19 protein-coding genes and 3 tRNA genes are annotated in these 25,949 nt (G+C 64.4%); 19 read left to right on the top strand and 3 right to left on the bottom strand.

The genetic code is table 11. From position 1 onward, the window contains the following. Positions 1 to 2 precede the first annotated feature (2 nt). Both dnaK and dnaJ read left to right on the top strand, forming a co-directional pair. Entirely contained in the window at positions 3 to 1,919 is a 1,917-nt protein-coding gene (gene dnaK, locus GPICK_RS16325) for a molecular chaperone DnaK (RefSeq protein WP_039744985.1), read from the top strand. A gap of 93 nt (positions 1,920 to 2,012) precedes the next feature. Next, positions 2,013 to 3,128 (top strand): molecular chaperone DnaJ, encoded by a 1,116-nt coding sequence (gene dnaJ, locus GPICK_RS16320; protein ID WP_039744983.1) that lies wholly within the window; start codon positions 2,013 to 2,015, stop codon positions 3,126 to 3,128. A 76-nt stretch (positions 3,129 to 3,204) separates the two neighbouring features. Here dnaJ and thpR read toward each other — a convergent pair whose 3' ends face one another. Next, entirely contained in the window at positions 3,205 to 3,741 is a 537-nt protein-coding gene (gene thpR / locus GPICK_RS16315) for an RNA 2',3'-cyclic phosphodiesterase (protein ID WP_039744981.1), read from the bottom strand. Between the two features lie 21 nt (positions 3,742 to 3,762). Next, positions 3,763 to 4,812: a CapA family protein gene (locus GPICK_RS16310; protein WP_039744980.1), complete on the bottom strand. Its 1,050-nt coding sequence runs from the start codon at positions 4,810 to 4,812 to the stop codon at positions 3,763 to 3,765. Positions 4,813 to 4,901: 89 nt separating this feature from the next. On the opposite strand from GPICK_RS16310, the gene serS reads away from it, so the two are divergent. The 5 genes from serS to GPICK_RS16285 all read left to right on the top strand — a co-directional run bounded on the left by serS (position 4,902) and on the right by GPICK_RS16285 (position 7,107). Next, the gene (gene serS, locus GPICK_RS16305) at positions 4,902 to 6,170 is read left to right on the top strand and encodes a serine--tRNA ligase (protein WP_039744979.1); all 1,269 of its coding nucleotides are present in this window, start codon (positions 4,902 to 4,904) and stop codon (positions 6,168 to 6,170) included. 106 nt (positions 6,171 to 6,276) lie between these two features. After that, positions 6,277 to 6,362: transfer RNA gene (locus GPICK_RS16300), tRNA-Ser, on the top strand. A gap of 22 nt (positions 6,363 to 6,384) precedes the next feature. Continuing rightward, positions 6,385 to 6,478, top strand: a tRNA-Ser gene (locus tag GPICK_RS16295). A 91-nt stretch (positions 6,479 to 6,569) separates the two neighbouring features. Then, the gene (locus GPICK_RS16290; protein ID WP_407920204.1) at positions 6,570 to 7,016 is read left to right on the top strand and encodes a DUF2155 domain-containing protein; all 447 of its coding nucleotides are present in this window, start codon (positions 6,570 to 6,572) and stop codon (positions 7,014 to 7,016) included. Between the two features lie 14 nt (positions 7,017 to 7,030). Continuing rightward, positions 7,031 to 7,107 (top strand) — tRNA-Arg (locus GPICK_RS16285). A gap of 293 nt (positions 7,108 to 7,400) precedes the next feature. Here GPICK_RS16285 and GPICK_RS16280 read toward each other — a convergent pair. Continuing rightward, positions 7,401 to 7,805 carry a MerR family transcriptional regulator gene (locus tag GPICK_RS16280; protein ID WP_039744977.1) on the bottom strand — a complete coding sequence of 135 codons (405 nt, stop codon included), beginning with the start codon at positions 7,803 to 7,805 and terminating at the stop codon, positions 7,401 to 7,403. A gap of 597 nt (positions 7,806 to 8,402) precedes the next feature. Here GPICK_RS16280 and GPICK_RS16275 point away from each other — a divergent pair. The 12 genes from GPICK_RS16275 to GPICK_RS16220 all read left to right on the top strand — a co-directional run bounded on the left by GPICK_RS16275 (position 8,403) and on the right by GPICK_RS16220 (position 25,947). Then, positions 8,403 to 8,708 carry a DUF485 domain-containing protein gene (locus GPICK_RS16275; RefSeq protein ID WP_039744975.1) on the top strand — a complete coding sequence of 102 codons (306 nt, stop codon included), beginning with the start codon at positions 8,403 to 8,405 and terminating at the stop codon, positions 8,706 to 8,708. 11 nt (positions 8,709 to 8,719) lie between these two features. After that, positions 8,720 to 10,681 (top strand): solute symporter family protein, encoded by a 1,962-nt coding sequence (locus GPICK_RS16270; protein ID WP_039744973.1) that lies wholly within the window; start codon positions 8,720 to 8,722, stop codon positions 10,679 to 10,681. Between the two features lie 84 nt (positions 10,682 to 10,765). Then, complete coding sequence (locus tag GPICK_RS16265; protein ID WP_039744971.1) at positions 10,766 to 11,335, top strand: DUF6125 family protein; 570 nt, start codon at positions 10,766 to 10,768, stop codon at positions 11,333 to 11,335. A 100-nt stretch (positions 11,336 to 11,435) separates the two neighbouring features. Beyond that, a complete protein-coding gene (gene icmF, locus GPICK_RS16260; protein WP_039744969.1) occupies positions 11,436 to 14,684 on the top strand; it encodes a fused isobutyryl-CoA mutase/GTPase IcmF in 3,249 nt (1,082 codons plus the stop codon). Positions 14,685 to 14,910: 226 nt separating this feature from the next. Then, positions 14,911 to 15,978, top strand: a complete 1,068-nt coding sequence (locus GPICK_RS16255; RefSeq protein WP_039744967.1) for an acyl-CoA thioesterase — start codon at positions 14,911 to 14,913, stop codon at positions 15,976 to 15,978. Between the two features lie 55 nt (positions 15,979 to 16,033). Next, positions 16,034 to 17,203, top strand: a complete 1,170-nt coding sequence (locus tag GPICK_RS16250; protein WP_039744966.1) for a M24 family metallopeptidase — start codon at positions 16,034 to 16,036, stop codon at positions 17,201 to 17,203. 14 nt (positions 17,204 to 17,217) lie between these two features. After that, positions 17,218 to 19,014, top strand: coding sequence for a sigma 54-interacting transcriptional regulator (locus tag GPICK_RS16245; RefSeq protein ID WP_236685597.1), 1,797 nt, complete (start codon positions 17,218 to 17,220; stop codon positions 19,012 to 19,014). A 461-nt stretch (positions 19,015 to 19,475) separates the two neighbouring features. Then, positions 19,476 to 19,784: a DUF485 domain-containing protein gene (locus GPICK_RS16240; protein ID WP_039744963.1), complete on the top strand. Its 309-nt coding sequence runs from the start codon at positions 19,476 to 19,478 to the stop codon at positions 19,782 to 19,784. Positions 19,785 to 19,793: 9 nt separating this feature from the next. Continuing rightward, the gene (locus GPICK_RS16235; protein ID WP_039744961.1) at positions 19,794 to 21,749 is read left to right on the top strand and encodes a solute symporter family protein; all 1,956 of its coding nucleotides are present in this window, start codon (positions 19,794 to 19,796) and stop codon (positions 21,747 to 21,749) included. Positions 21,750 to 22,269: 520 nt separating this feature from the next. Further along, on the top strand, positions 22,270 to 23,442 hold the full coding sequence (locus tag GPICK_RS16230) for an isovaleryl-CoA dehydrogenase (RefSeq protein WP_039744959.1): 1,173 nt from the start codon (positions 22,270 to 22,272) through the stop codon (positions 23,440 to 23,442). A 77-nt stretch (positions 23,443 to 23,519) separates the two neighbouring features. Next, positions 23,520 to 25,127, top strand: a complete 1,608-nt coding sequence (locus GPICK_RS16225) for a carboxyl transferase domain-containing protein (protein WP_039744958.1) — start codon at positions 23,520 to 23,522, stop codon at positions 25,125 to 25,127. A gap of 28 nt (positions 25,128 to 25,155) precedes the next feature. Continuing rightward, positions 25,156 to 25,947 carry an enoyl-CoA hydratase/isomerase family protein gene (locus GPICK_RS16220; RefSeq protein ID WP_039744956.1) on the top strand — a complete coding sequence of 264 codons (792 nt, stop codon included), beginning with the start codon at positions 25,156 to 25,158 and terminating at the stop codon, positions 25,945 to 25,947. Positions 25,948 to 25,949 lie beyond the last annotated feature (2 nt).

Below are 25,949 nucleotides of genomic sequence, written 5' to 3'. Positions count from 1 at the left end.
TCATGAGTAAAGTTATCGGTATCGACCTCGGTACCACCAACTCCTGTGTTGCCATCATGGAGGGGGGGGAGCCGGTTGTCATAGCCAACGCCGAAGGAAGCCGCACCACGCCGTCCATGATCGCCTTCGCCGAGAGCGGCGAGCGCCTCGTGGGACAGCAGGCCAAGCGCCAGGCGGTCACCAACCCGGAGAACACCCTGTTCGCCATCAAGCGCCTCATCGGTCGCAAGTACAATACCGACGCGGTCCAGAAGGACATCAAGATCTCCCCGTTCAAGATCGTCAAGGCCGACAACGGCGACGCCTGGGTGGAGGTGCGCGGCAAGCAGTACTCCCCCCCAGAGATCTCGGCCATGGTACTCCAGAAGATGAAGAAGACCGCCGAGGACTACCTGGGCGAGACCGTCACTGACGCCGTCATCACTGTCCCGGCCTACTTCGACGACTCCCAGCGTCAGGCGACCAAGGATGCCGGCAAGATCGCCGGCCTCAACGTCCTGCGGATCATCAACGAGCCGACCGCCGCCGCCCTTGCCTACGGCCTCGACAAGAAGAAGGACGAGAAGATCGCGGTTTTCGACCTCGGCGGCGGGACCTTCGACATCTCCATTCTGGAGCTCGGCGAAGGGGTCTTCGAGGTGAAGTCGACCAACGGCGACACCTTCCTTGGCGGCGAGGACTTTGACCAGAAGGTTATCGACTGGATCGCCGACGAATTCAAGAAGGAGCAGGGAATCGACCTGCGGGGCGACAAGATGGCGCTCCAGCGCCTCAAGGAGGCGGCGGAGAAGGCCAAGTGCGAGCTCTCCTCCTCCATGGAGACCGACATCAACCTGCCGTTCATCACCGCCGACGCCAGCGGTCCCAAGCACCTGATGCTGAAGCTCTCCCGCGCCAAGCTGGAGGCCCTCTGCGCCGACCTGATCGACAAGCTCGAAGGCCCCTGCCGCACCGCCCTGAAGGATGCGGGGCTCTCCCCCTCCGAGATCGACGAGGTGATCCTCGTCGGCGGCATGACCCGGATGCCGGTGGTGCAGAAGAGGGTACAGGAGATCTTCGGCAAGACCCCCAACCGGGGAGTGAACCCTGACGAGGTGGTCGCCATCGGCGCCGGCATCCAGGGGGGGGTCCTCAAGGGGGACGTGAAGGACGTGCTGCTGCTGGACGTGACGCCGCTCTCCCTCGGCATCGAGACCCTCGGCGGGGTGATGACCCGGCTCATCGAGAAGAACACCACCATCCCCTGCCGCAAGAGCCAGGTCTTCTCCACCGCCGCCGACAACCAGCCGGCGGTGACCATCCACGTCCTCCAGGGTGAGCGGGAGATGTCCTCCGACAACAAGACCCTCGGCAACTTCGAGCTGACCGGCATTCCGTCGGCGCCCCGCGGCGTCCCCCAGATCGAGGTCACCTTCGACATCGACGCCAACGGCATCGTCCATGTCTCGGCCAAGGACCTCGGCACCGGCAAGGAACAGTCGATCCGCATCACCGCCTCCTCCGGCCTCTCCAAGGAGGAGATCGACAAGATGGTGAAGGACGCCGAGTCCCACGCCGCCGATGACAAGAAGAAGCGCGAGCTGATCGAGGCCCGCAACCAGGCCGACACCCTCGTCTACTCCACCGAGAAGTCGCTGAACGAGTACGGCGACAAGATCGACGCCGCCGAGAAGCAGAAGATCGAGGATGCCGTGGCTGCCCTCAAGAAGGTGATGGAGGGGGACGATGCCGAGGCCCTCAAGAAGGCGAGCGACGAGTTGATGCAGGCCTCCCACAAGCTGGCCGAGGCGGTCTACGCCAAGGCCCAGGCCGAAGGGGCCCAGCCGGGCGCCGAGGCGGCCGGCGAAGCGGGTGCCGGCGCCAAGGGAGAGAAGGTCGTCGACGCCGACTTCGAAGAGGTCAAGGACGACAAGAAGTAACCATTACCGGGATGACGGATAAGGCTGAAGGGAGAGGGGAAACGGAAATGCGCCCCCTCCCTTCAGCCTTTCGTCGTGAGAAGAGGACCGATCTTGGCAGCAGAAAAACGCGACTATTATGAAATCCTCGAGGTCCACCGCAACGCGTCGGACACCGAGGTCAAGAAGGCCTTCCGCAAGCTGGCGATCCAGTTTCACCCCGACAAGAACCCGGGGGACACGGAGGCGGAGGAGAAGTTCAAGGAGATCACCGAGGCGTACGAGGTCCTCTCCGATTCCCAGAAGCGGGCCCAGTACGACCAGTTCGGCCACGCAGGGGTCGGTGCCGGCGGCTTCTCCTCCGGGGGGTTCGGCTTTGGCGCCGGCACTCCCTTCGGGGATATCTTCGGCGACATCTTCGGGGATATCTTCGGCGGGAGACAGCGGGGTCGGGGGCGTCGCGGCGACGACCTCCAGTACAACCTGGAGCTTGCCTTCGAGGAGGCCGCCTTCGGTGTCGAGAAGGAGGTCCAGATCCCCTACGGCAAGCGGTGCGGCGAGTGCGGCGGCAGCGGCGCCAAACCGGGGACCGAGCCCAAGGTCTGCCCCACCTGCCGCGGCGCCGGCCAGGTCCGGTTCCAGCAGGGGTTCTTCAGCGTCAGCAAGACCTGCGGCCACTGCAACGGCGAGGGGCGGGTGGTGGAAAACCCGTGCACCTCGTGTCGTGGCACCGGGATGGTGCGGGACACCAAGACCCTCTCCGTGAAGGTTCCCGCCGGCGTGGAGACCGGGACGCGGCTCAAGCTCTCCGGCGAAGGGGGGCAGGGGATCAAGGGGGGGGGCAACGGCGACCTCTACGTGGCGATTTCGGTCCGCGAGCACCCGATCTTCACCCGCGAAGATAACGACGTGGTCTGCGAGCTCCCCATCAGCTTCGTCCAGGCGGCCCTCGGCTGCGAGGTGGAGGTGCCGACCCTCGACGGGACGGTCTCCATGAAGATCCCCGAAGGAACCCAGTCGGGGCGGATCTTCCGCCTGCGCGGCAAAGGGGTGCCCCAGCTCCAGGGGTACGGCCGGGGCGACCAGTTGGTCGTCATCAAGGTGGAAACCCCCTCCAACCTCAACAAGCGCCAGAAGGAGCTCCTGGAGGAGTTCGCCCGCATCAGCGGCGAGGAAGTCCATCCGATGAAGAAGGGGTTCTTCGACAAGGTGATGGACATTATCAGCTGACCTACCACCGACCGCGGCCGTTATCCCTTCCGGGTGGCGGCCGCTTCCTCTTTTTCCCAACGACAGCCGACTTCGCTCACCCCGCAAGGGGGTAGCTCGCCTCGCGCCGGTGAATGGCCCCCTGGGGGGTCAGGATGCTGGAGTAGAGGTAAAATGCGTCGACCGTGAACGGTTCACCCTGAAAGGAGGCGTTTCGCGCCAGGAAGGGGGCGATTCCGGTCTCCCCGTGTTCCCTCAGGCGTGCCAGGGTGATGTGGGGGGAGAACGGGCGCTCCTCCGCGGGAACCCCCGCCCCGTTCACCGCCGCTTCTACCGCCTGCTGGAGCCGATGGAGAGGGTCGCTCCCGCCGAGCCCCACCCAGAGCACCCGCGGACGCCGGGGCGAGGGAAAGCAGCCCACTCCCCGGAGGGCGAGGGGGAAGGGGGGGGAGACGATGGCTGCCAGGCCGCGGCGGATCGCCCCGTCCACGGCCTCGTCGGCCTCGCCGATGAAGCGGAGGGTGAGGTGGAGCTGCTCCGGTGGCAGCCACCGCACCCCGGGGACCCCTCGGCAGAGATCCGCCACCGACTGTTTGACCCCGTCGGGAAGATCGATTGCCACGAACAGGCGCATGGCACGCTCCTTTCCGCCCCGTCAGCGGGCGACGATGCGCAGGTCGGAGCCGGGTGCCCTGGCGGTGAAGCGTCCCTCTGAATCCGAAATCACGGTGCCGAAGGTTCGGGAGAGCCAGTTCAGCCGTGCCACTACCTCCGCTCCCCTGGGCCCCGCAAGGATCTCGGGCCGGTAGCGGGTTTCCCGGTGAAGGACGTTCAGGGGGATAAGCTCCACCGTGCACCCGGCGTCGGAGAGGGTCAGCCGCGCCATGACGCTCCGGTCGGCGGCGGTGCTCCGGCTGCCGAAGGCAAAGTTGCCGAGACTGTACAGGATCGGCTTTCCCCGGTAGAACTCGATACCCTGCAACACATGGGGGTGATGGCCGATGACCGCGTCGGCGCCGGCGTCGATGGCCGCCCGGCCTGTCTCCATCTGATACTGCTTCGGAAATTCCGCCCGCTCCGCTCCCCAGTGGAACGACACCACCACGTAATCGGCCCTGGCCCGCGCCCGCCGGATGTCCTCCCGCACGTGGGGGGCGTAACCGGGGGCGGTGCCGGGCCGGTCCGCACCGGCGTAGAACTCGGCCGGATAGGTGAGGGAATAGGCAAGAAAGGCGACCCGCTGCCCTCGGACGGCGACCACCGTTTCCTGGCGGGCCTCGGTCAGTGACTCTCCGGCGCCGGTATGGGCAATGCCGCAGCGGGAGAGGGTCGCCAGGGTATCCCGGAGCCCCGCGTCGCCGTAATCCATCATGTGATTGTTGGCCAGGGTGAGGACCGAGAAGCCCGCCCGCTTCAATGCCGCTGCGGCGGCCGGGTCGACCCGGAAGCGGTAGGTCTTGTCCCGGAACTCGCTCCCCCGCGTGGTGAAGGGGGCCTCCAGGTTCCCCATGGCGATGTCTCCCCGCCGAAGCTCCGGTGCGGTCCTGGCGAAGGGGTAGTCGTACCCTGTCCGGGCGAGGGTCGACGTGGCGCTGCCGGCGAGCATGATGTCGCCGACGCAGGTGACGACGACCCCCTCGCTGCCGAAGGCGGGAAGGGCGAGGAGGATCACAAGGGAGGCGACAATCTGTCGGGGCAGTCGCATGGGGGCTCCGTCGGGGAAAAACGGTTGACTCTTCGGGATTCGAGTGCTATGAACTATAGCTTTAATGCTTGAAAAGTAAAGGACTTTCCATGCTTGACCCCAAACACCTGCGGGAGAATCTCGAATCCGTCGAACAGCGTCTCGCCACCCGTGGCGGCGCGGTGACCCTTGACCGGTTCCGAGATCTGGACTCCCGCCGTCGCGAGCTCCTCAGGGATGCCGAATCCCTCAAGGCGGTGCGCAACGCCGCGTCCGAGGAGATCAGCCGGATCAAGGACAAGAGCGAGGCCCAGCCCCGCATCGCCGAGATGCGTGAGGTCTCCGCCAGGATCAAGGTTCTTGACGAGGAACTCCGGGGGGTCGATGACGAGCTCCAGGCGGTCCTCCTGACGATCCCCAATATCCCCCACGAGTCGGTCCCTGTCGGCGCCTCCGAGGCCGACAACCGCGAGGTGCGGAAGTGGGGAGAGGTTCCCCGGTTCGGATTCACCCCCAAACCCCACTGGGAGGTGGGCGAAGGGCTCGGCATCCTCGATTTCGAGCGGGGGGCCAAGCTCACCGGGGCACGCTTCACCCTGTACCGCGGTGCCGGCGCCCGCCTCGAGCGCGCCCTCATCAACTTCATGCTCGACCTCCATACGGAGCGCCATGGCTACCTGGAGACCCTCCCCCCCTTCATGGTGAACCGCGAGAGCATGACCGGCACCGGTCAGCTCCCCAAGTTCGAGGAAGACCTCTTCCGTCTCTCCGATACCGACTACTACCTGATCCCCACCGCCGAGGTGCCGGTCACCAATATCCACCGCGGCGAGATTCTGAAGGGGGCGGAGCTTCCCCTTTCCTATACCGCCTACACCCCCTGCTTCCGCAAGGAGGCGGGCTCCTACGGCAAGGATGTGCGGGGGTTGATCCGTCAGCACCAGTTCAACAAGGTGGAACTGGTCAAGTTTGCCCATCCGTCCACCTCCTATGACGAGCTGGAGCGGCTTCTGGCCGATGCCGAGGAGGTGCTTCGCCTGCTCGGACTCCATTACCGGGTGATGGAGCTCTGCACCGGCGATATGGGGTTCTCGGCCGCCAAGACCTATGACATCGAGGTGTGGCTGCCGGCCCAGGACACCTACCGGGAGATCTCGTCGTGCAGTAACTTTGAGGATTTCCAGGCGCGCCGGGCTTCCATACGCTTCCGTGAGGACGACAAGGCGAAGCCTGAGTTTGTCCATACGCTGAACGGGTCGGGGCTGGCCGTTGGCCGCACCTTGGTTGCCATCCTTGAGAATTATCAGCAGGAGGATGGGGCCGTCATGGTGCCCGAGGCGCTGAGACCCTATATGGGGGGATGTGAGTTCATCCGGTAGGGGCGAATGCCGAAAAAATTCGTTGCGCGGCTTGGCAATGTATGGTAAATAGAACGTTCTGTGTGGCTGATTGGGTGGGAAAGTGCACGTAAGATCGTTGGCTCCCGGAGGAGTGGCCGAGTGGTTTAAGGCGGCGGTCTTGAAAACCGTTGAACGAAAGTTCCGTGGGTTCGAATCCTACCTCCTCCGCCATTAACGCGATACAAAATAGCTTGGAGAGATGGCCGAGTAGGTCGAAGGCGCTCGCCTGCTAAGCGAGTATACGGGGAAAACCTGTATCGAGGGTTCGAATCCCTCTCTCTCCGCCATATACGAATGCCGCATTCCTGAGCGGTTGTAGGAAGACGAGGAGGAACTGTGAGAGCGGTGGCAAAGCTTGTAGCCCTCGTGGCCATAGCGATGGTCGCGGTCGCAGGGTGCAAGAAGCAGGACGAGAAGAAGGCGGAACAGGCTGCTTCTCCCCAGGGACAGGGACCGACGAAGAAAGAATCAGTTGTTGCCGTCCCGGAAAGTGTCAAGGGGAAGTGGAAAGCGGTAAAGATTGCGGTCACTGACAAGACTGTCAACAAGGAGTCGGTTTACACCGTGACCATTGGTTCGGAGTTCACGATTCCAGACAGCAATCTGGCCATAAAGGTTGAAACGTTCCTGCCGCATTTCACGATGGACGGCACGACGCTCACCTCCCAGTCCAATGAGCCGAAGAATCCCGCAGCACAGATTCGGATCATGGAAGGGGGGAAGGAAGTCTTCAAGGGGTGGCTCTTCTCCCTGTATCCGACCACCCACGCGTTTAACCATCCCAAGTACGGATTTACGCTGGTCGACTTCGTTCCCGCCAGCTAGTCGCAACAGCATACGCGCTCGTAGCTCAGCTGGATAGAGCATCAGACTACGAATCTGAGGGCCGGGAGTTCGAATCTCTCCGAGCGCGCCATAAAATAAAGGGGTTAGGCAATCTGCCTGACCCTTTTTTCTTTGATTTTATAGATGTAAGTTGTGGTATGGCGGTTGATTTGGTAGTGATATTTGGCGGTTGGTAGGGTAGTAAGGGGGGGCGACGACGTCGGCTCCCCTTTCGTTTTTACCGATTTATCAGATCGCGACTGGGGTCCACGAATGTCCGTTTCGTGGGCCCTCTGTTTTTTTAGAGTCGAAATGGGCGTCTGCCGCTGGATACGTTGCGGTGAAAAGCGGAAGGTCGGTGCCAGAGCGGGTGCCGCGCCATTGCTAGGATTCGCTCGAATGCAACTTCTCGATCATCTTCAGGCGGTAATCGACGATGTCCTTGCGCAGGGAGGCGAGACGCTCCATCTTCTCATCCACTTTATTGATGTGGACGTCGAGGATTTCGATCAGGCGCGGAATCATGATTTCGGTCCGCTTGGCGTTTCCGTAGGCGACGTAGAGGTCCTGCATCTCCTTGATCGTCAGGCCGAGTTCCTTGAGCTTGAGGATGAACCTCATCCGCCGCACCGTGTAGGGGGTGTAAAAGCGGTTCCCGCCTTCGGAGCGGGGCGAGGCCTCGATAATGTTGACCTCCTCCCAGTAGCGGAGTGTCCGGGTCGTGAGGCCGAGCTTCTTTGCGATGTCACCGATGGAGATAAGCTCCTCGGTCTGTTCGGTGGTGGGCATAATCTTCACCTTTACGTAAAATATTTAATCAGAATGTACGGCAATTGACCGGGGTTGTCAATGGAGTTGGCCGGGGCAAAGAGAAAAAATCGCTTGTTACGCCGGCATTGTGAAGTTATAAGCAAAAATATAAATATGTTTTATATTGTGTTGACATGTACGTAAGGTGGATGTATTGTTTCGGCAAGTCGCGGCAGGGCATAGGGGATGCGGCGATTTCGAAGGGAAAATCGAGGCAGTGAGCGAAGTCTTTCTGAATCTGTCATGGTGGGAGCGCCGGCGAAGGTGCTGAAAGCGTCGGCCATATGCCTGAATTGCCGCGTTGTCCGGGGAAAACCGTCGGAAAATAGCGGCGCTGGAAACCGCGTTTGACGGGTGCAGCAGCTTCTCGTTCCCGTTTGTCGTGGTCCGCAGGTGGTCATTGCGGCGTCTCTTCGTGGTACCCAACGTGAGCGATGCCGGGTTGACGACCGGAGATGGTGGTTGAGCGTCGCGGCGGAATTCTAAGATCTTGAGGCGCGAAGAGGGTGGCGACCGGACTCAGGGGGAGTGGTTACATGAACGGAGGGAGGCACAACTGAAAAGGAGGAACGCATCATGGCGGCAAGCTACCGATGGAGTGAAATCGCGCAAAATCCGAAATATCTGGAACTGAAGCGGAAAAAGCGGGTCTTTCTGTTTGGCTGGTGGGGTGCGGCGTCGGCTTTCTATTTTCTGCTGCCGGTTCTGTCGGGGTACTTCCCCGAACTGTTCAAGATGAAGGTCATCGGCGTCATCAACTTCGGCTATCTCTTCATCCTGTCCCAGTTTGTCGCCGCGTTCTGCGTGGCGATCATCTACACCCGCGTGGCCAATAACGAATTCGACCGGTTGACTGAGCAGCTGGTAAAGGAAATCCAGTGAGGAGGGGGTCTATGCTTGGTAAGGCACTGTCGGCACTGATGCTTTCGCTGCTTTTGACAACGGGGGTCCTGGCCGCCGAACCGGCAAAGGAGGCTCCAACGGCTCCTGCGACGGGAGCTGCTCCGGCGGTCGCAACGCAACCGGCGCCGGGCGCCCGGAAGGAAGCCCCCCAATCCGCTGCGGCTCCCGCCGCACCCGTCAAGGTGAAACCCAACCGGGCCATCACCATCTCCATGTTCATGGCGATCATTGCCGTGACCCTCTGTGTCGTTGTCTGGGCCGCCAGACAGACCACCTCCGCGGCCGACTTCTACGCCGCCGGCGGCGGAATCACCGGCCTGCAGAACGGCTGGGCCATCGCCGGCGATTACATGTCGGCGGCATCGTTTCTCGGCATGTCAGGGCTCATCTCCCTCTACGGGATCGACGGCTTCATGTATGCGGTGGGGCCGATGTTCTCATTCATCGCCATCCTCCTGGTGGTGGCCGAACCGTGCCGCAACGCGGGGAAATTCACCCTGGGCGACATCCTCTCCTTCCGCGCCGCCCCCAAGACGGTCCGCGGCGTGGCGGCGATCTCCACGGTGACGGTGTCGCTCTTCTACCTTATCGCCCAGATGGTCGGGGCCGGCAAGCTGATGCAGGTCCTCCTCGACATCCCCTACCGGGTGTCGGTGGTCGGCGTCGGCGTGCTGATGGTGGGGTACGTGGTCTTCGGCGGTATGAAAGCGACCACCTGGGTGCAGATCATCAAGGCGGGGCTCCTGATGACCGGGACGGTGCTCCTTGCCATCCTCGTCATGGTGAAGGCCGGGATGAATCCCCTCGGCTTCTTCTCCGACATCGTCGGCAGCCCCCTGATCCAGGACCACGTCCGGATGAACGTCCTGAAGGACGCCGTGCCGAAGCCCGGCTTCGACTACGGCCAGCGCTTCCTGGAGCCCGGCCTCTTCCTCAAGAACCCCCTCGACCAGATCTCCCTCGGGATCGCCTGGGCCCTGGGGGCGGCGGGGCTTCCCCACATCCTGATGCGGTTCTTCACCGTCCCCAGCGCCAAGGAGGCCCGCAAGTCGATCGTCGTCGCCCTCTTCATCAACTCCACCTTCTTCTTCCTTATCAACCTCATCGGCTTCGGCGCCGCACTCTACCTCACGCCGCAGCTCATCAGCTCCGTCGACAAGGGGGGGAACATGGCGACCCTCCTCCTGGCCCAGAAACTGGGGGGCGGGGCCGGCTCCCTCGGGGGTGACCTCTTTCTCGCCTTCATCTGCGCCGTCGCCTTCGCCACCATCCTGGCGGTGGTCTCGGGGCTCGTGCTCGCCGCATCGGCCGCCATCGCCCACGACATCTACGTGAACATCATCCGGGACGGCAAGGCTGACCAGCGGGTCCAGGTCCGTACCGCCAAGATCACCTCCCTCTGCGTCGGCGTCGCCGCCATCTTCATGGGGCTCGCCGCCGAGAAGGAGAATGTCGTCGCCCTCGTCGCCCTCGCCTTCGCCGTGGCCGCCTCCGGCAACTTCCCGGCGGTCATGCTGTCGCTCTTCTGGAAACGGTTCAACACCGCCGGCATCGTCTGCGCCCTGGTGGTGGGGACGGTGAGCGCCATTGGCCTCGTCATGGTCTCCCCCAACATGACCTATCCGCAGAAGATCGCCGATGATGCGAAAAAGGCCATCGTGACCCTCGAAAAGAAGCAGGCCGAAGCGGGGATGCTGGCCGCGAAGGATCTCGCGGCCCTGGAGAAGGCCCGGGCCGACTTCCGGAAGAACGACGGCGGTACCTCCATGGTAGGCCTCAAGGCCCCGCTCTTCCCCCTGAAGAACCCCGGCATCGTCTCCCTCCCCCTGGGGCTTCTGGCCGCCATTGTCGGGGCGTTGCTCTTCCGTGACCGGAGGGCCGAGGAGATGTTCGACGAGATCGAGGTGCGGCAGATCACCGGCCTCGGCATCGCCAAGGCGTCGGATCACTAGTTGCTCTCACCCCCGCGCTCCGGCGCGGGGGACTTTGTGTCGCTGCATATACAGTGGACGTAAACGTAAGGCAAGGAGGAAATCATGGCTGAGACCGATGAAAGATACGCCGTTCCGTCGGCGGTGCCGGGGGACGAGGGGGTCAGGCTCCTCTCCGCTCTTTCCCGGGAAGAACTGGTGAAGATCATCGTCGATGACGCCAAGAACTGGCTCGCCCACGACGGCCTCTGGTTCCAGGCGGTGGAGCGTCGCTACGGCATCGACGTGGCCATCGACGCCGATATCGAGGCGTGGCGCTCGTTCACGGTCATCGAGGCCAAACGGATCATGGAGCGGCTGGGGATGCAGCCCGGCGGCGGGATACCCGCCCTGGTGGAGTGCCTCAGGCACCGGCTCTACGCCCGGCTCAATCTCCAGGACGTGATCGAGCAGAGCGACGACCGGGTCGTCTTCAGGATGCTCGACTGCCGGGTCCAGTCGGCCCGGAAGCGCAAGGGGCTTGCCGACTTCCCCTGTAAGGAGGTGGGGAAGGTCGAATACGCCGAGTTCGCCCGGACGGTCGATCCGCGTATTCAGACCCGGTGCATCGCCTGTCCGCCGGACGCCCACCCGGATGCCTTCTGGTGCGCCTGGGAGTTCACCCTGGGAGGGTGAGCCGTTCCCGCAATCGCGGCGCTGCCCGTCAGCTCCGTTGTCACGCGACAAGATCTCACCCCCGGCACCGGGTGTCACGAGGGGAAAGAGAGGGGATACCATGCATACCACTGCCGCTGAACCGTACCAGACCACCCACAAGGTCCGCTTTGTCACCGCCACGAGCCTCTTCGACGGCCACGACGCCTCCACCAACATCATCCGCCGCATCCTGCAGGCCTCCGGGGCTGAGGTGATCCACCTGGGGCACAACCGCTCGGTGGACGAGATCGTCACTGCAGCTATCCAGGAGGATGCCCAGGGGATCGCGGTCTCCTGCTACCAGGGGGGGCACCGGGAGTTCTTTAAGTACATCAAGGACCAGTTGCGGGAGCGGGGCGCGGAGCAGGTGCGGATCTTCGGCGGCGGTGGCGGAGTCATCATCCCGGACGAGATCCGGGAACTGGAGGCCTACGGCATCTCCAAAATCTTCTCCCCCGAGGATGGCCGGCGCATGGGATTGCAGGGGATGATCAACTTCATGCTCAAAGAGTGCGACTTCGCCCCCCAGCGGAATATCGACGAGGAGATTGCCAAGCTCCAGCAGCAGGATATCCGGGCGGTAAACACCCTCATCACCCTGGCGGAGCAGGATGTCTGCGACCATTCTGGCGGCTACGGCCCCCTGCGGGAGAGGATCAGAACCATGGCCCGCCCCGCGCCGGTGGTGGGGGTCACCGGTACGGGGGGCGCCGGCAAGAGCTCCCTCACCGACGAGCTGGTGCGCCGGTTCCTGCGGGATTTCCCCGACAAGAGCGTTGCCATCCTGGCGGTGGACCCGAGCCGCCAGCGGACCGGCGGGGCGCTCCTGGGGGACCGGATCCGGATGAACGCCATCAACACCAGCAAGGTCTACATGCGATCCCTGGCCACCCGGGATTCCCACTCGGAGCTCTCGGCCGCCATCGCGGACGCCATCGACGTGGTGAAGGCCGCCGGTTTCGACCTGATCATCGTGGAGACCAGCGGCATCGGCCAGGGGGATGCGCGGATTGTGAAGATCGCCGACGTCTCCCTCTACGTCATGACCTGTGAGTTCGGGGCGCCGACCCAGCTGGAGAAGATCGACATGCTCGACTTCGCCGATCTCATCGCCCTCAACAAGTTCGAGCGAAAAGGGGCCGAGGATGCCCTGCGCAACGTGCGCAAGCAGTACCGGCGCAACCGTAGCCTCTTCGAGGCGCCCGACGAGGAACTGCCGGTCTTCGGCACCATCGCCGCCCAGTTCAACGATCCCGGCACCAACGTTCTCTACCGGGCACTCATCGACACCCTGAACGCGAAGATGGAGGTCGGGCTTCGGTCGAGCCTGGCCATCACCGAGCGGGAAAGCCTGAAAAAGTACGTCATCCCGCCGGACCGGATTCACTACCTGGGGGAGATCGTTCAGGCCGTGCGGGGGTACCGCAGGAAGGTGAAAGAGCAGGCAGAGATCGCCCGGCGGCTCTTCCAGCTGAAGGGAGCCCGGGAGGTGGTGGGCGATTCGCCGGCCACGGACGAACTGGACCGCCAGATCACCCTCCATGACGCGAAGCTCCACGAAGAGCCGAAAAAGATCCTCGCCGACTGGCCCTGCCTGAAGGAGACCTACCGCCGGGATCAGCTGGTGACCAGGGTGCGCGACAAGGAGATCCGGAGCGACCTTTACACCACCACCCTCTCCGGCACCCGCATCCCCAAGGTCTGCCTCCCCGACTTCGCCGACTGGGGGGAGATCGTCCGCTGGTCCATGCTGGAAAACGCGCCGGGGCTCTTCCCCTTCACCGCCGGGGTCTTCCCCTTCAAGCGGGCCGAGGAGGACCCCAAGCGCCAGTTCGCCGGCGAAGGGTCGCCGGAGCGGACCAACCGCCGCTTCCACTACCTCTGCAAGGATGACGACGCCAAGCGGCTCTCCACCGCCTTCGACAGCGTCACCCTCTACGGCGAGGACCCGGACTACCCCCCCGACATCTACGGCAAGGTGGGGGAGAGCGGGGTCTCCATCTGCACCGTGGAGGACATGCAGAAGCTCTACGCCGGCTTTGACCTCTGCGCCCCCAACACCAGCGTCTCCATAACCATCAATGGCCCGGCCCCCATGATGCTCGCCTTCTTCTTCAACGCCGCCATCGAGCAGCAGGTGGCCGCCTTCCGGGAGAAGAACGGCCGTGGGCCCAACGACGCCGAGTACGCCGAGATCAGAAGCTGCACCCTCCAGACCGTGCGCGGCACGGTGCAGGCCGACATCCTCAAGGAGGACCAGGGGCAGAACACCTGCATCTTCTCCACCGAGTTCGCCCTCCGGATGATGGGGGACATCCAGCAGTACTTCATCGAGCAGAAGGTGCGGAACTACTACTCCGTCTCCATCAGCGGCTACCACATTGCCGAGGCGGGGGCTAACCCCATCTCCCAGTTGGCCTTCACCCTCTCCAACGGCTTCACCTACGTGGAGTACTACCTCTCCCGGGGGATGCAGATCGACGATTTCGCCCCGAACCTCTCCTACTTCTTCAGTAACGGCCTCGACCCGGAGTACACGGTCATCGGCCGGGTGGCGCGGCGCATCTGGGCGGTGGTCATGCGGGAGAAGTACGGCGCCAACGACCGGAGCCAGAAGCTCAAATACCACATCCAGACCAGCGGCCGCTCCCTCCACGCCCAGGAGATGGATTTCAACGACATCCGCACGACGCTTCAGGCGCTCATGGCCATTTACGACAACTGCAATTCGCTGCACACCAACGCCTATGACGAGGCGGTCACCACCCCCACCGAGGAGTCGGTGCGCCGGGCCATGGCAATCCAGATGATCATCACCCGGGAGTTCGGCCTGGCGCGGAACGAGAATTCCTGCCAGGGATCGTTCATCATCGAGGAGCTGACCGACCTGGTGGAAGAGGCGGTGCTGGCGGAGTTCGAGCGGATCGACCAGCGGGGGGGGGTCCTGGGCGCCATGGAGACCCAGTACCAGCGGAGCAAGATCCAGGACGAGTCCATGCTCTACGAGCACAAGAAGCACAGCGGCGAGCTCCCCATCATCGGGGTCAACTGTTTCCTCAACCCCCGGGCCGGCGAGGAGGGGTACCAGGTGCCGGGGGAGCTGGCCCGGGCCACCACGGAGGAAAAGGAACAGCAGATCGCCAACCTGCGCGCCTTCCACGACCGGAACCGCGACCGGGCGCCGGTGGCCTTGAGGCGGCTCCAGGAGGTGGCGGTGGGGGGCGGCAACATCTTTGCCGAGCTCATGGAGACCACGAAAGTGGCGTCCCTGGGGCAGATCAGTCATGCCCTTTACGAGGTGGGGGGAAAGTACCGGCGGAACATGTGAGAAAGGGCGCGGTCTTTCGGCCATCTTGCCGTCCGTCCTCGGTCCGCTCTTCGCTGCTACGCCTCCGCGACGGCCCTGCGGGTGACGGCAATCTGGCCGAAATCTCACGCCCTGACATCTGCGAGGTGGTGTTGGCATTCCGGCCATCGTGCGGTGCACTTTACGATCGGGTCAAACGGGGTAAACTGGATGGGGCAGCAATTTCATTAAACACTGGAGGCATCCCATGACGACCCCGACAGAAACCTCGGCCTACCGGACCCTGCCGCTGGGGAGCGATCCGAAACTGCGGCGACGCTACATGGTGGCCGATGAGGAGATACCGGGCAACTTCCGCTTCGGCCTCCTGCTGGAAGAGCTGGACATCCTAGCGGAGCAGACCGCCCTCGGCTACGTGCGGCGCTTTCACCCGGAGGGGAAGGTGGTGACCGCCGCCATCGACAACATCATGGTGCGCCACGTGGTGGATGTCACCCGGGACATTGTCCTCTACGCCCGGATCAACCACGTGGGGCGCTCCTCCCTGGAGATCGGCATCCGGGTGGAGCAGCCGGCGGCGGCCACGCGGGACCCGCATTCGGCGGACTCGCTCCACATCGCCTCCTGTTACTTCACCATGGTCGCCCGGGGGGGACCGGCAGCCGGGGAGAGCATCCCGCTGCCGCCGCTGGAATACCCGGGGGAACTGGAGCAGCGGCGGGCGGCCAAGGCGGTGGCCGGGCGGGAGGAGTACCGGCAGCAGCAGGCGTCGCTCCTCTCCCCCCCCAGCCTGGAAGAGTACGAGATGCTCGACCGGCTCCACCGGACCCAGGAAGATCCGGCCTTTGCCGGCATCAGGGCCGGCCGGCTGGTGACCGACGCCTGGGAGCGGATGTATCCGGAACAGGAGTACGTCCCCCAGCGGATCTTCGGCGGCTACCTGATCCGGCGCGCCTACGAGCTTTCGGCGATCTGCTCCGAGCAGGTGGCCGCCAACCGCTCCATCATCGCCGCCGTGAACCGGATCAACTTCTTCCATCCGGTCCGGATCGGCGACAAGCTCCATTTCACCAGCCGGGTGGTCTTCACCAGCGAGAGCTTCGTCTGCGTCGAGGCAAGCATCGAGCGGATCAGCCGCGACCGGACGGTCAACGCCCTCTCCAACTCCTGCCTCTTCACCTTTGTCAATGTGGACCGGGAGCTGAAGCATCAGCCGGTCCCCCCCGTCTACCCGGCAACCTACCGGGAGGACGCCCGCTACCTGGAGGCGTACCGGAGCTACCAGTCCCTTGCCGGCCACTACCGGATGATCTGAACGGACGGGCGCCGGGGCGCCCGGTCGACTACGTTACCGAAGGAGAGAAGACCAGATGCTGACCAAATGGGAATCGGAACAGCGGATCATCCGCCTGCAGACGGAACTGCGCGCCCGGCAGATCGACGGGGCGCTCATCATCTACCCCATCGACGTCTACTACTTCACCGGCACCCGCCAGAATGCCACCCTCTGGGTGCCGGCCGAGGGGAATCCCCTCCTCCTTGTGCGCAAGAGCCTCAGCCGCGCCGTGAAGGAGAGCCTCATCGAGGAGACCCGCCCCTTCCCCTCCAGCAAGGAGTTCCCCGCCCTCATTCCTGCAGAGGCGAAGACCATCGGCCTCACCTTCGACGTCATCCCGGTGCAGCAGTATCAGTACTATGGCAAGATGCTGCCGGGGCGGGAGTTCGTCGACATCTCCGCCGTCAACCGGGAGATCCGGGCGGTGAAGTCGGCGTGGGAGCTGGAGCGGATGCGCGAGAGCGGCGCCCGGCTCTGCGAGGTGTTCCGGCAGCTCCCCGAATTTCTCCGGCCGGGGATGCGGGAGCTGGACCTCGCCGCCGAGTTCGAGTGCCGGCTGCGCAAGGCGGGGAGCGAGGGGTACGTCCGGATGCGGGCCTTCAACCAGGAGCTCTTCCAGGGGCTCGCCGTCTCCGCCGCCACTGCCGGCCACCCCGGCTTCTTCGACGGCGCCGTCACCGGCCGGGGGCTCTCCGCCGCCTCCCCCCACGGCGCCTCCGCCGAGGCGATCGCCCCCGGCACCCCGGTCCTCGTGGACTACACCGGGATCTTCCAGGGGTACATCGTCGACATGACCCGGATCTTCGTCATCGGCGACCTCGACCCCGAGCTCCGGCGCGCCTTCGACACGGCGCTGGCCATCCAGGAGCAGCTCGTGGCGAACCTGAAACCGGGGGCCGTCTGCGAGGAGCTCTTTCTCGCCTCGGCCGCCATGGCTGAGGGGGCCGGCCTGGCCCGGAACTACATGGGGGCCCCCGGCGAGAACGCCCGGTTCGTGGGGCACGGGGTCGGCCTGGAGCTGGACGAGCTGCCGGTCCTCGCCCAGGGGTTCAAGGCCCCCCTGCAGGCGGGGCAGACCATCGCCATCGAGCCGAAGTTCGTCCTCCCCGGCCTCGGCGTGGTGGGGATCGAGAACACCTTTGCGGTGACGGAAGGGGGCGGAGAGAAGCTCACCGACCTGCCGGACGGCATCGTCTCTCTGTGACGGGGGAGGGGGGAATGGATCGAGCGGAGATGATGGAGAGAGCGGGGAGCGGGGGGGAGCCGGCGACGACGGTTGGGGGGTCGGGGGTTATCCGTCTCGACGCCGAACTGGGGATCGTCTCCCTGGGGGAGGCCGCCGGGAGGCTCATCGGAATCTCCCCCGAGGCCCTGCTGGGGCGGAGGATCGACGAGATCGTCGATCTGGCGAACCTGGGGAGGCTGATGCACAGCGGTATCAGCTTCAGCAACCAGGTCATCGTGGCAGGCACCCGGCGCCTCGCCTGTGATTACGTCCCCATCGTCGAGGATGACCGGATCGTGGGGGGGGTGCTGACACTGCTCGGCGCGCTCCCCGAAGAGACGTCGGCCCCGCCGGACGACCTCACGGAGCTCCTCCGCTCTGCCGGCGCCTTCATGGACCTCGACTACCACGGGATCATCATCCTCGACCGCAGCGGCACCGTCGTCATGGTCAACCAGTCCTTCGCCGAGGTGCTCGACACCACCCCCCAGACGATGATCGGCAAGCATGTCCACCAGGCGTACCACAACTCGCAGCCCTCCCGGATGCCCCACGTGATGGAGAGCGGCAAGCCGGAGATCAGCACCCACTACATGAACGGCAAGGAGGTCTACGCCAGCCGTTTCCCCCTGGTCAGGGGGGGGAAGGTCATCGGCTGCGTGGGGAAGATCCTTTTCAAGGATGTGCGCGAGATCACCCTCCTCGCCAACCGGCTCCAGAGCGGACCGGAGGGGAAAACCCCCGCGCGGGCGGTGGCGGGGAAAGGTTCGCTCTTCACGTACGACATCAACAGCATCGTGGGGCAGAGCACCCGGATCGCCGAGCTGAAGGAGACCATCCTGCGGGTGGCCCCCAAGAACTCCAACATCCTGCTGCGGGGGGAGAGCGGCACCGGCAAGGAGCTCTTCGCCCATGCCCTCCACGCCGCCAGCACCCGCCGCTATGCCCCCTTCGTAAAGGTGAACTGCGCTGCCATCCCGGAGCATCTGCTGGAGTCGGAGCTCTTCGGCTACGCGGAGGGTGCCTTCACCGGGGCGCGGAAGGGGGGGCAGGTCGGCAAGTTCGAGCTGGCCCACACCGGCACCATCTTCCTCGACGAGATCGGCGACATGCCCCTCGCCATGCAGGCAAAGCTCCTCCGGATCCTCCAGGAGCGGGAACTGGTTCCCCTGGGGAGCACTACCCCCAAGGTGATCGACGTGCGGGTGGTGGCGGCGACCAACAGCAACCTCGAACAGCTGGTCCGGGAGGGGAGGTTCCGGGAGGACCTCTACTACCGCCTGAACGTGGTCGCCCTGACCATTCCCTCCCTCCGGGAGCGGATGGAGGATGTCTTTGCCATTGCGAAGAGTTTCGTGGCCCAGTTCAATGTCGACTTCGGCCTCCAGATCCAGGGGCTCGACGGCGCTGCCTGGGAGATCATCCGGCATTACCACTGGCCGGGGAACATCCGCGAGCTCCGCAACGTGATCGAGAGCGCCTTCAACGTGACCAGCGGCCCCCTGATCCGGAGGGAAGACCTCCCCCTCCAGCTCACCCGCCTCTCTCCCCCCTCCCAGTCCCCGCCGGAATGTCCGTCGGGCCAGGATCTCGACGGCTATCTCCGTTCCTGCCTCGGCAGGAAGAACATCGGCGAGATCATGGACGATCTGGAACGGCTCCTCATCGAAAAGGCCCTGGAGCTCTGCGGCGGAAACAAGCTCCAGGCCGCCCAGCTCCTCGGCATCTCCCGTCCCGGCCTCTACAAGAAGCTCCAGAAGCAAGCCCCCGCCGACGGAATTCCCTCCTGACACGGCTCCTCCCCCGGTTCGTTTCCTGAAAAATATAAACCCTCGTTCTGTTTGTTTCTGCCCAGGCCGTTTCCCGGTGCGTCCACCTGTTCCGCCGGGCACCTCCCGGTGTAAACGGATGTATCACGTGTATAAAAATGGAATCACGCGGTAACATCTGAAAATTATTCAGCTGTGCGGTTCAGGTTGCTCCGCGGCCGGCATGGCGTGTTAACCGCCGGAGACACAAAGCTGCGGAGCGGCGAACGGAGAGCGGGTTCCCGGAGTGATGAATTGTGGCGTGATTTCAGTATGATGGACAAATGCGTCGCCGTATTTAAAAAATTAAACAGCGTTTGGTATTGGAGTTGCTTTGGTGTGCCTCAGGGAAAGGGGTTGGCAGACGGCGCGGAAGGAGGGGCGGCGAGCGGTGACGGCAAGACGAGCGCTTATTGAAATCATGATGAAAAGGAGCGGAGACCATGGCGGAACCTAAGCATGACTGGGCAGAGATTGCCCGGAATCCACGGTTTGTGGAACTGCACCGGAAGAAGATCGTATTTCTCTATGGCTGGTGGGCGTTTTCAGCCGGGTGCTATTTCCTGCTCCTCCTCGGGGCGGGATACACCCCCGGCCTCTTCGGCATCGAGGTGCTCGGCAACATCAATGTCGGGTATCTCTTCGCCCTCGCCCAGTTCGTCATCACGTTCGGCATTGCCCTCCACTATGGCAGGGTCGCCGACCGGGACTTCGACCGGCTCACCAAAGAGCTGATCAAACAGATCGGATAGGGGGAGGCAATGAAACGACTGGTGTTATGTGCGCTTGCCGCACTTCTGTTGGGCGGGGTGGCCGTGGGGGCCGAACCGGCAAAACCGGTCTCCGCCGTGACCTCTCCCGCGGGTGCCGCCGCCCCGGCGTCTTCCGCGGCCGCAGCCGCCGTCCCCGCCGCCCGCGGGGGGGAGAAAGCGGGCGAGCCGGCAAAGGTCAGGACCAACAAGGCGATCACCCTCAGCATGTTCGGCCTCATCATCCTCGCCACCCTGGGAATCGTGGTCTGGGCGGCGAAGAAGACCCAGACCGTCGCCGACTACTACACCGCGGGGGGAGGGATCAGCGGGGTGCAGAACGGCTGGGCCATCACCGGCGACGTGGTCTCGGCCGCCTCGTTCCTCGGGATGTCGGGGCTCATCTCCCTCTACGGGATCGACGGCTTCATGTACTCCACCGGGCCGATCCTCGGCTTCGTGACGATCCTCCTCCTCATGGCGGAGCCGCTGCGCAACGCCGGGAAGTACACCATGGGGGACATCCTCTGCTTCCGGGCCTCCCCGAAGCCGGTCCGGGCCGCGGCCGCCATCTCCACCGTGGCGGTCTCCACCTTCTACCTCCTGGCTCAGATGGTGGGGGCCGGCAAACTGATGCAGCTCCTCCTCGACATCCCCTACAAGGTGTCGGTCATCGGCGTCGGGACCCTCCTCATCATCTACGTGGTCTTCGGCGGCATGAAGGCGACCACCTGGGTGCAGATCATCAAGGCAGCGCTGCTGCTGACGGCGGCCGTCATCCTGTCGCTGCTGGTGGCCCTCAAGGCGGGGATGAACCCGCTGCGCTTCTTCTCTGACGTGGTGAGCAACGCCGCCATCCAGGACCATGTCCGGATGGGGGTCCTGAAGCATCCGCTCCCGGAGCCGGGATTCGACTACGGCAAGCGCTTCCTGCAGCCGGGGCTCTTCCTGAAGAACCCCCTCGACCAGCTCTCCCTCGGGCTGGCGTGGGTTCTCGGCGCCGCCGGCCTTCCCCATATCATGATGCGCTTCTTCACGGTCCCCAACGCCAAAGAGGCCCGCAAGTCGATCCGGATCGCGGTCTTCCTCATGGGGGCTTTCTTCATCCTGACCACCTTCCTCGGCTTCGGCGCCGCCATCCACATCACCCCCCAGAAGATCGCGGCCATGGACAAGGGGGGGAACATGGCGACCCTCCTCCTGGCCCAGTACCTGGGAGGGGGCGAGGGATCCATCGGGGGCGACCTCTTCCTCGCCTTCGTCTGTGCGGTGGCCTTCGCCACCATCCTGGCGGTGGTCTCGGGGCTGGTGCTGGCCGCCTCGGCCGCCATCGCCCACGACATCTACGTCAACATCGTCAAGGATGGCAAGGCCGACCAGAAGGAGCAGGTCGTCACCGCCCGGATCACCTCGCTGGTGGTGGGGGCCCTCGCCATCTGGATGGGGATCGCCGCCGAGAAGGAGAACATCGTCGCCCTGGTGGCCCTCGCCTTCGCCGTGGCGGCATCGGGGAACTTCCCGGTCATCATGCTCTCCCTCTTCTGGCGCAAGTTCAACACGGCGGGGATCGTTTCGGGGATCGTGGTCGGCACCGTCGCCGCCATCGGCCTGGTGCTGGTCTCCCCCAACATGACCTACCCGAAGAAGATCGCGGCCGACGCGAAAAAGGTCGTGGAGGCGCTGGAGAAGAAACAGGCGGCGGGGGGGACGCTGGCGGAGAAGGACCGGAAGGCCCTGGAAAAGGCCCGCAGCGACTATGCGAACAACAAGGACGGCACCTCGATCATGGGGCTCGACGCACCGCTCTTCCCGCTGAAGAACCCCGGCATCGTCTCGGTCCCCCTCGGGTTCCTGGCGGCGGTCATCGGCTGCCTCGCCTTCCGGGACCGGCGGGCGGAGGATATGTTCGACGAAATGTATGTCAGGCAGAATACCGGCATCGGCATTGCCAAAGCAGTTGATCATTAAACTGGAGATAGTGTCTGTAACGCATGTTGATAATGGCAACTGCGATGCGTAGCGCAACGTGAACTGACACACATAATATATGTAATGACAAAGCGCATGTGGCGTATGGCCATGTGCGCTTTTTTTGTTATTGAAAAATAAAATTCAAGAGACATAAACCGGTAAGAGTCGGTGTTAACTTTTGGATAATGTGTAAACGCTGGTAACAGCGCGTTTAAACTGCTGGATATAAGACCGGTTTTATCAACACAGTATTTTATAAATCCGGTTGTGTATCCAAAGGTATACAGGGCCATTCATCGGTTCAGTCATGGTTTAATCACAGGACAAATCAAAATTGTTTCAACAAATACAGGTTGTTACAGTCAGGCTTGCATGCTTGTTTGTATTTGTAACAGCGTTTGGCATTGCGGTTGCTTTGTCTTTGCGTACAGAGCAGATCGCGGAAGCCGGGACCATCCCGGCACCGCCCCCCGCCGGGGGGCGATTCCAAACCAGACCACGCAAGGGGGAGATGACGATGAAAGCATATCCGACACTCAATTTCGATCTTGGCGAGACCACCAACATCCTGCGGGAGACGGTCCGGGATTTTGCCCTGGCGGAGATCGCGCCGCGGGCCACCGACATCGACCGGGACAACCACTTCCCCATGGACCTCTGGCCCAAGATGGGGGCCCTGGGGCTGCTGGGGATCACCGTCTCCGAGGAGTACGGCGGAGCCGGCATGGGGTACCTGGAGCACGCCATCACCATGGAAGAGCTCTCCCGGGCCTCCGCCTCGGTGGCCCTCGCCTACGGCGCCCACTCCAACCTCTGCGTGAACCAGATCTTTCGCAACGGCACCGAGGCCCAGAGACGCACGTACCTCCCGAAGCTCATCAGTGGCGAGCACGTGGGGGCCCTGGCCATGAGCGAGCCGGGGGCCGGCTCCGACGTGGTCAGCATGCGTCTGCGGGCCGACAAGAAGGGGGATCGCTTCATCCTCAACGGCAACAAGATGTGGATCACCAACGGCCCCCATGCCGACACCCTGGTGGTCTACGCCAAGACCGACGTCGACGCCGGTCCCCGGGGGATCACCGCCTTCCTCATCGAGAAGGGGTTCGCGGGATTCTCCACGGCCCAGAAGCTCGACAAGCTCGGGATGCGGGGCTCCGACACCTGCGAGCTGGTCTTCGAGAACTGCGAGGTCCCCGAGGAGAACATCCTCGGCGGCGTGGGGCGAGGGGTCAACGTCCTCATGAGCGGCCTCGACTACGAGCGCTCCGTGCTGGCGGCGGGCCCCCTCGGGATCATGCAGGCCTGCATGGACGTGGTGGTCCCCTACCTCCACGAGCGGAAGCAGTTCGGCCAGCCCATCGGCCAGTTCCAGCTGATGCAGGGGAAGGTGGCCGACATGTACACCACCCTCAACGCCTCCCGGGCCTACGTCTACGCCGTGGCCAACGCCTGCAGCCGCGGCGAGACGAGCCGCAAGGACTGCGCCGGCGCCATCCTCTACGCCGCGGAGAAGGCCACCTGGATGTCGCTGGAGGCGATCCAGTGCCTTGGCGGCAACGGCTACATCAACGAGTACCCCACCGGCCGCTTCCTGCGGGACGCCAAGCTCTACGAGATCGGCGCCGGCACCAGCGAGATCCGCCGGATGCTCATCGGGCGCGAGCTCTTCAACGAGACGGCGCATGCCTGAGAAATCAATGGAGGGGCAGTTCGTAGGGGCAATTCATGAATTGCCCCTCCAGTAGATACCGAGGAGACCAACCCGCCATGAGCGTACTGAAGAGTTCCATCAACACCGCAACCGACGAATTCCGCACCAACGCCGACGTGATGCGCGGGCTGGTGGCCGACCTCCGGGACAAGGTGGCCCGGATCAAGCTCGGGGGGGGCGACAAGGCCCGGACCAAGCATGTGGAGCGGGGGAAACTCCTCCCCCGGGAGCGGATCCGCCAGCTCCTCGACGTCGGCTCCCCCTTCCTGGAGCTGTCGCAACTGGCCGCCTGGGAGATGTACGGCGGCGACGTCCCGGCCGCCGGGATCATCACCGGCATCGGCCGGGTCTCCGGGCGGGAGTGCATGATCGTCACCAACGACGCCACGGTGAAGGGGGGGACCTACTTCCCGGCCACCGTGAAGAAGCACCTGCGGGCCCAGGAGATCGCCGAGGCGAACCACCTCCCCTGCATCTACCTGGTGGACTCCGGCGGGGCCAACCTGCCGCAGCAGGACGAGGTCTTCCCCGACCGGGAGCACTTCGGCCGGATCTTCTACAACCAGGCGAACATGTCGGGGAAGGGAATTCCCCAGATCGCCGTGGTGATGGGCTCCTGCACCGCCGGCGGGGCCTACGTCCCGGCCATGTCCGACGAGAGCGTCATCGTCCGGCGCCAGGGGACCATCTTCCTCGGCGGACCTCCCCTGGTGAAGGCGGCCACCGGCGAGGTGGTGAGCGCCGAGGAGCTGGGGGGGGCCGACGTCCACTGCCGCACCTCCGGGGTCACCGACCACTACGCCGCCAACGACGGCCACGCCCTGGAGCTGGCCCGGCGGATCGTGGCGGACCTGAACCGGGTCAAGCGCCCGGAGCTCGCCCTGCGGGAGCCGGCGGAACCCCTCTACGACCCCTCCGAGCTCTACGGCGTCATCCCCACCGACACCCGCAAGCCCTACGACGTGCGGGAGGTGATCGCCCGGATCGTGGACGGCTCGGAGTTCGACGAGTTCAAGCAGCTCTACGGCACGACGCTGGTCTGCGGCTTCGCCCACATCTTCGGCTACCCGGTGGGGATCGTGGCCAACAACGGGATCCTCTTTTCCGAGTCGGCCCTCAAGGGGGCCCACTTCATCGAGCTCTGCGGCCAGCGGGGAATCCCCCTCATCTTCCTCCAGAACATCACCGGCTTCATGGTGGGGAGCAAGTACGAGTCGGGGGGGATCGCCAAGGACGGGGCCAAGATGGTCACCGCCGTCGCCTGCGCCAAGGTCCCCAAGTTCACGGTCCTCATCGGCGGGAGCTTCGGGGCCGGCAACTACGGCATGTGCGGCCGGGCCTACTCGCCGCGCTTCCTCTGGATGTGGCCCAACGCCCGGATCTCGGTGATGGGGGGGGAGCAGGCGGCCAGCGTCCTGGCCCAGGTGAAGCGGGACGGGATGGAGGCCCGGGGGGAGCAGTGGAGCGCCGCGGAGGAGGACGCCTTCAAGCGGCCGGTCCGGGAGCAGTACGAGCACCAGGGGCACCCCTACTACGCCAGCGCCCGGCTCTGGGACGACGGCATCATCGACCCCGCCGATACCCGGATGGCGCTGGGGCTGGGGATCTCGGCGGCCCTCAACGCGCCGGCGGAGAAGACCGACTTCGGCGTCTTCCGGATGTAAGAGAACGGCACGAATAAGGATATCTGACATGACTGACAAAACCATCCTGACCGACATAGACGAGCGGGGCATCGCCACCCTCACCATGAACCGGCCGGAGCTCCACAACGCCTTCGACGACGCCCTCATCGCCACCCTGACCGGGGAGCTGCGGCGGCTGGAGTCAGACGACGCCGTCCGGGTGGTGGTCCTCGCCGCCGCGGGGCGCAGCTTCTCCGCCGGGGCCGATCTCTCCTGGATGCGTCGCATGGCCGACTACACCCGGGAGGAGAACCTGGCCGACGCCCTGGGGCTGGCCGAGCTGATGGGGACCCTGGCCACCCTGAAGAAGCCGACCATCGCCGCCGTCCAGGGGGCCGCCTACGGGGGTGGGGTGGGGCTCGTCGCCTGCTGCGACATCGCCATCGCCAGCCGGCGCGCCACCTTCTGCCTCTCGGAGGTGAAGCTGGGGCTCATCCCGGCGGTCATCTCCCCCTACGTGGTGGAGGCCATCGGTCCCCGGGCGGCGCGGCGCTACTTCCAGAGCGCCGAGAGCTTCGGGGGGGATGAGGCCCATCGCCTCGGCCTCGTCCACGAGGTGACGGCGGAAGAGGAGCTTTCCGGCGCCGTCGAGCGCCTCGCCGCCGGGCTCCTCGCCAACGGACCCCGGGCCATGGCCGCCGCCAAGGAGCTGGTGGCCCGGGTCGCCGCCGGCCCCGTCGACGGGGCGATGATCCGCGACACCGCCGAGCGGATCGCCGCTACCCGCGCCTCCGACGAGGGGAAAGAGGGGCTCTCCGCCTTTCTGGAAAAGAGAAAACCTGCCTGGGTGAAAGGATAGAG

The sequence above is a fragment of the Geobacter pickeringii genome, from assembly GCF_000817955.1.
Lineage (GTDB): Bacteria > Desulfobacterota > Desulfuromonadia > Geobacterales > Geobacteraceae > Geobacter > Geobacter pickeringii.
Note: the sequence above shows the minus strand (reverse complement) of the source record. Positions and strands in the feature narration are given on the sequence as shown.

Excerpts from the sequence above, each read along its gene's own strand:
- dnaK (WP_039744985.1), top strand. The coding sequence starts at position 3 with ATGAGTAAAGTTATCGGTATCGACCTCGGTACCACCAACTCCTGTGTT.
- thpR (WP_039744981.1), bottom strand. The coding sequence starts at position 3,741 with ATGCGCCTGTTCGTGGCAATCGATCTTCCCGACGGGGTCAAACAGTCG.
- GPICK_RS16310 (WP_039744980.1), bottom strand. The coding sequence starts at position 4,812 with ATGCGACTGCCCCGACAGATTGTCGCCTCCCTTGTGATCCTCCTCGCC.
- serS (WP_039744979.1), top strand. The coding sequence starts at position 4,902 with ATGCTTGACCCCAAACACCTGCGGGAGAATCTCGAATCCGTCGAACAG.
- GPICK_RS16290 (WP_407920204.1), top strand. The coding sequence starts at position 6,570 with ATGGTCGCGGTCGCAGGGTGCAAGAAGCAGGACGAGAAGAAGGCGGAA.
- GPICK_RS16280 (WP_039744977.1), bottom strand. The coding sequence starts at position 7,805 with ATGCCCACCACCGAACAGACCGAGGAGCTTATCTCCATCGGTGACATC.
- GPICK_RS16275 (WP_039744975.1), top strand. The coding sequence starts at position 8,403 with ATGGCGGCAAGCTACCGATGGAGTGAAATCGCGCAAAATCCGAAATAT.
- GPICK_RS16270 (WP_039744973.1), top strand. The coding sequence starts at position 8,720 with ATGCTTGGTAAGGCACTGTCGGCACTGATGCTTTCGCTGCTTTTGACA.
- GPICK_RS16265 (WP_039744971.1), top strand. The coding sequence starts at position 10,766 with ATGGCTGAGACCGATGAAAGATACGCCGTTCCGTCGGCGGTGCCGGGG.
- icmF (WP_039744969.1), top strand. The coding sequence starts at position 11,436 with ATGCATACCACTGCCGCTGAACCGTACCAGACCACCCACAAGGTCCGC.
- GPICK_RS16255 (WP_039744967.1), top strand. The coding sequence starts at position 14,911 with ATGACGACCCCGACAGAAACCTCGGCCTACCGGACCCTGCCGCTGGGG.
- GPICK_RS16250 (WP_039744966.1), top strand. The coding sequence starts at position 16,034 with ATGCTGACCAAATGGGAATCGGAACAGCGGATCATCCGCCTGCAGACG.
- GPICK_RS16245 (WP_236685597.1), top strand. The coding sequence starts at position 17,218 with ATGGATCGAGCGGAGATGATGGAGAGAGCGGGGAGCGGGGGGGAGCCG.
- GPICK_RS16240 (WP_039744963.1), top strand. The coding sequence starts at position 19,476 with ATGGCGGAACCTAAGCATGACTGGGCAGAGATTGCCCGGAATCCACGG.
- GPICK_RS16235 (WP_039744961.1), top strand. The coding sequence starts at position 19,794 with ATGAAACGACTGGTGTTATGTGCGCTTGCCGCACTTCTGTTGGGCGGG.
- GPICK_RS16230 (WP_039744959.1), top strand. The coding sequence starts at position 22,270 with ATGAAAGCATATCCGACACTCAATTTCGATCTTGGCGAGACCACCAAC.
- GPICK_RS16225 (WP_039744958.1), top strand. The coding sequence starts at position 23,520 with ATGAGCGTACTGAAGAGTTCCATCAACACCGCAACCGACGAATTCCGC.
- GPICK_RS16220 (WP_039744956.1), top strand. The coding sequence starts at position 25,156 with ATGACTGACAAAACCATCCTGACCGACATAGACGAGCGGGGCATCGCC.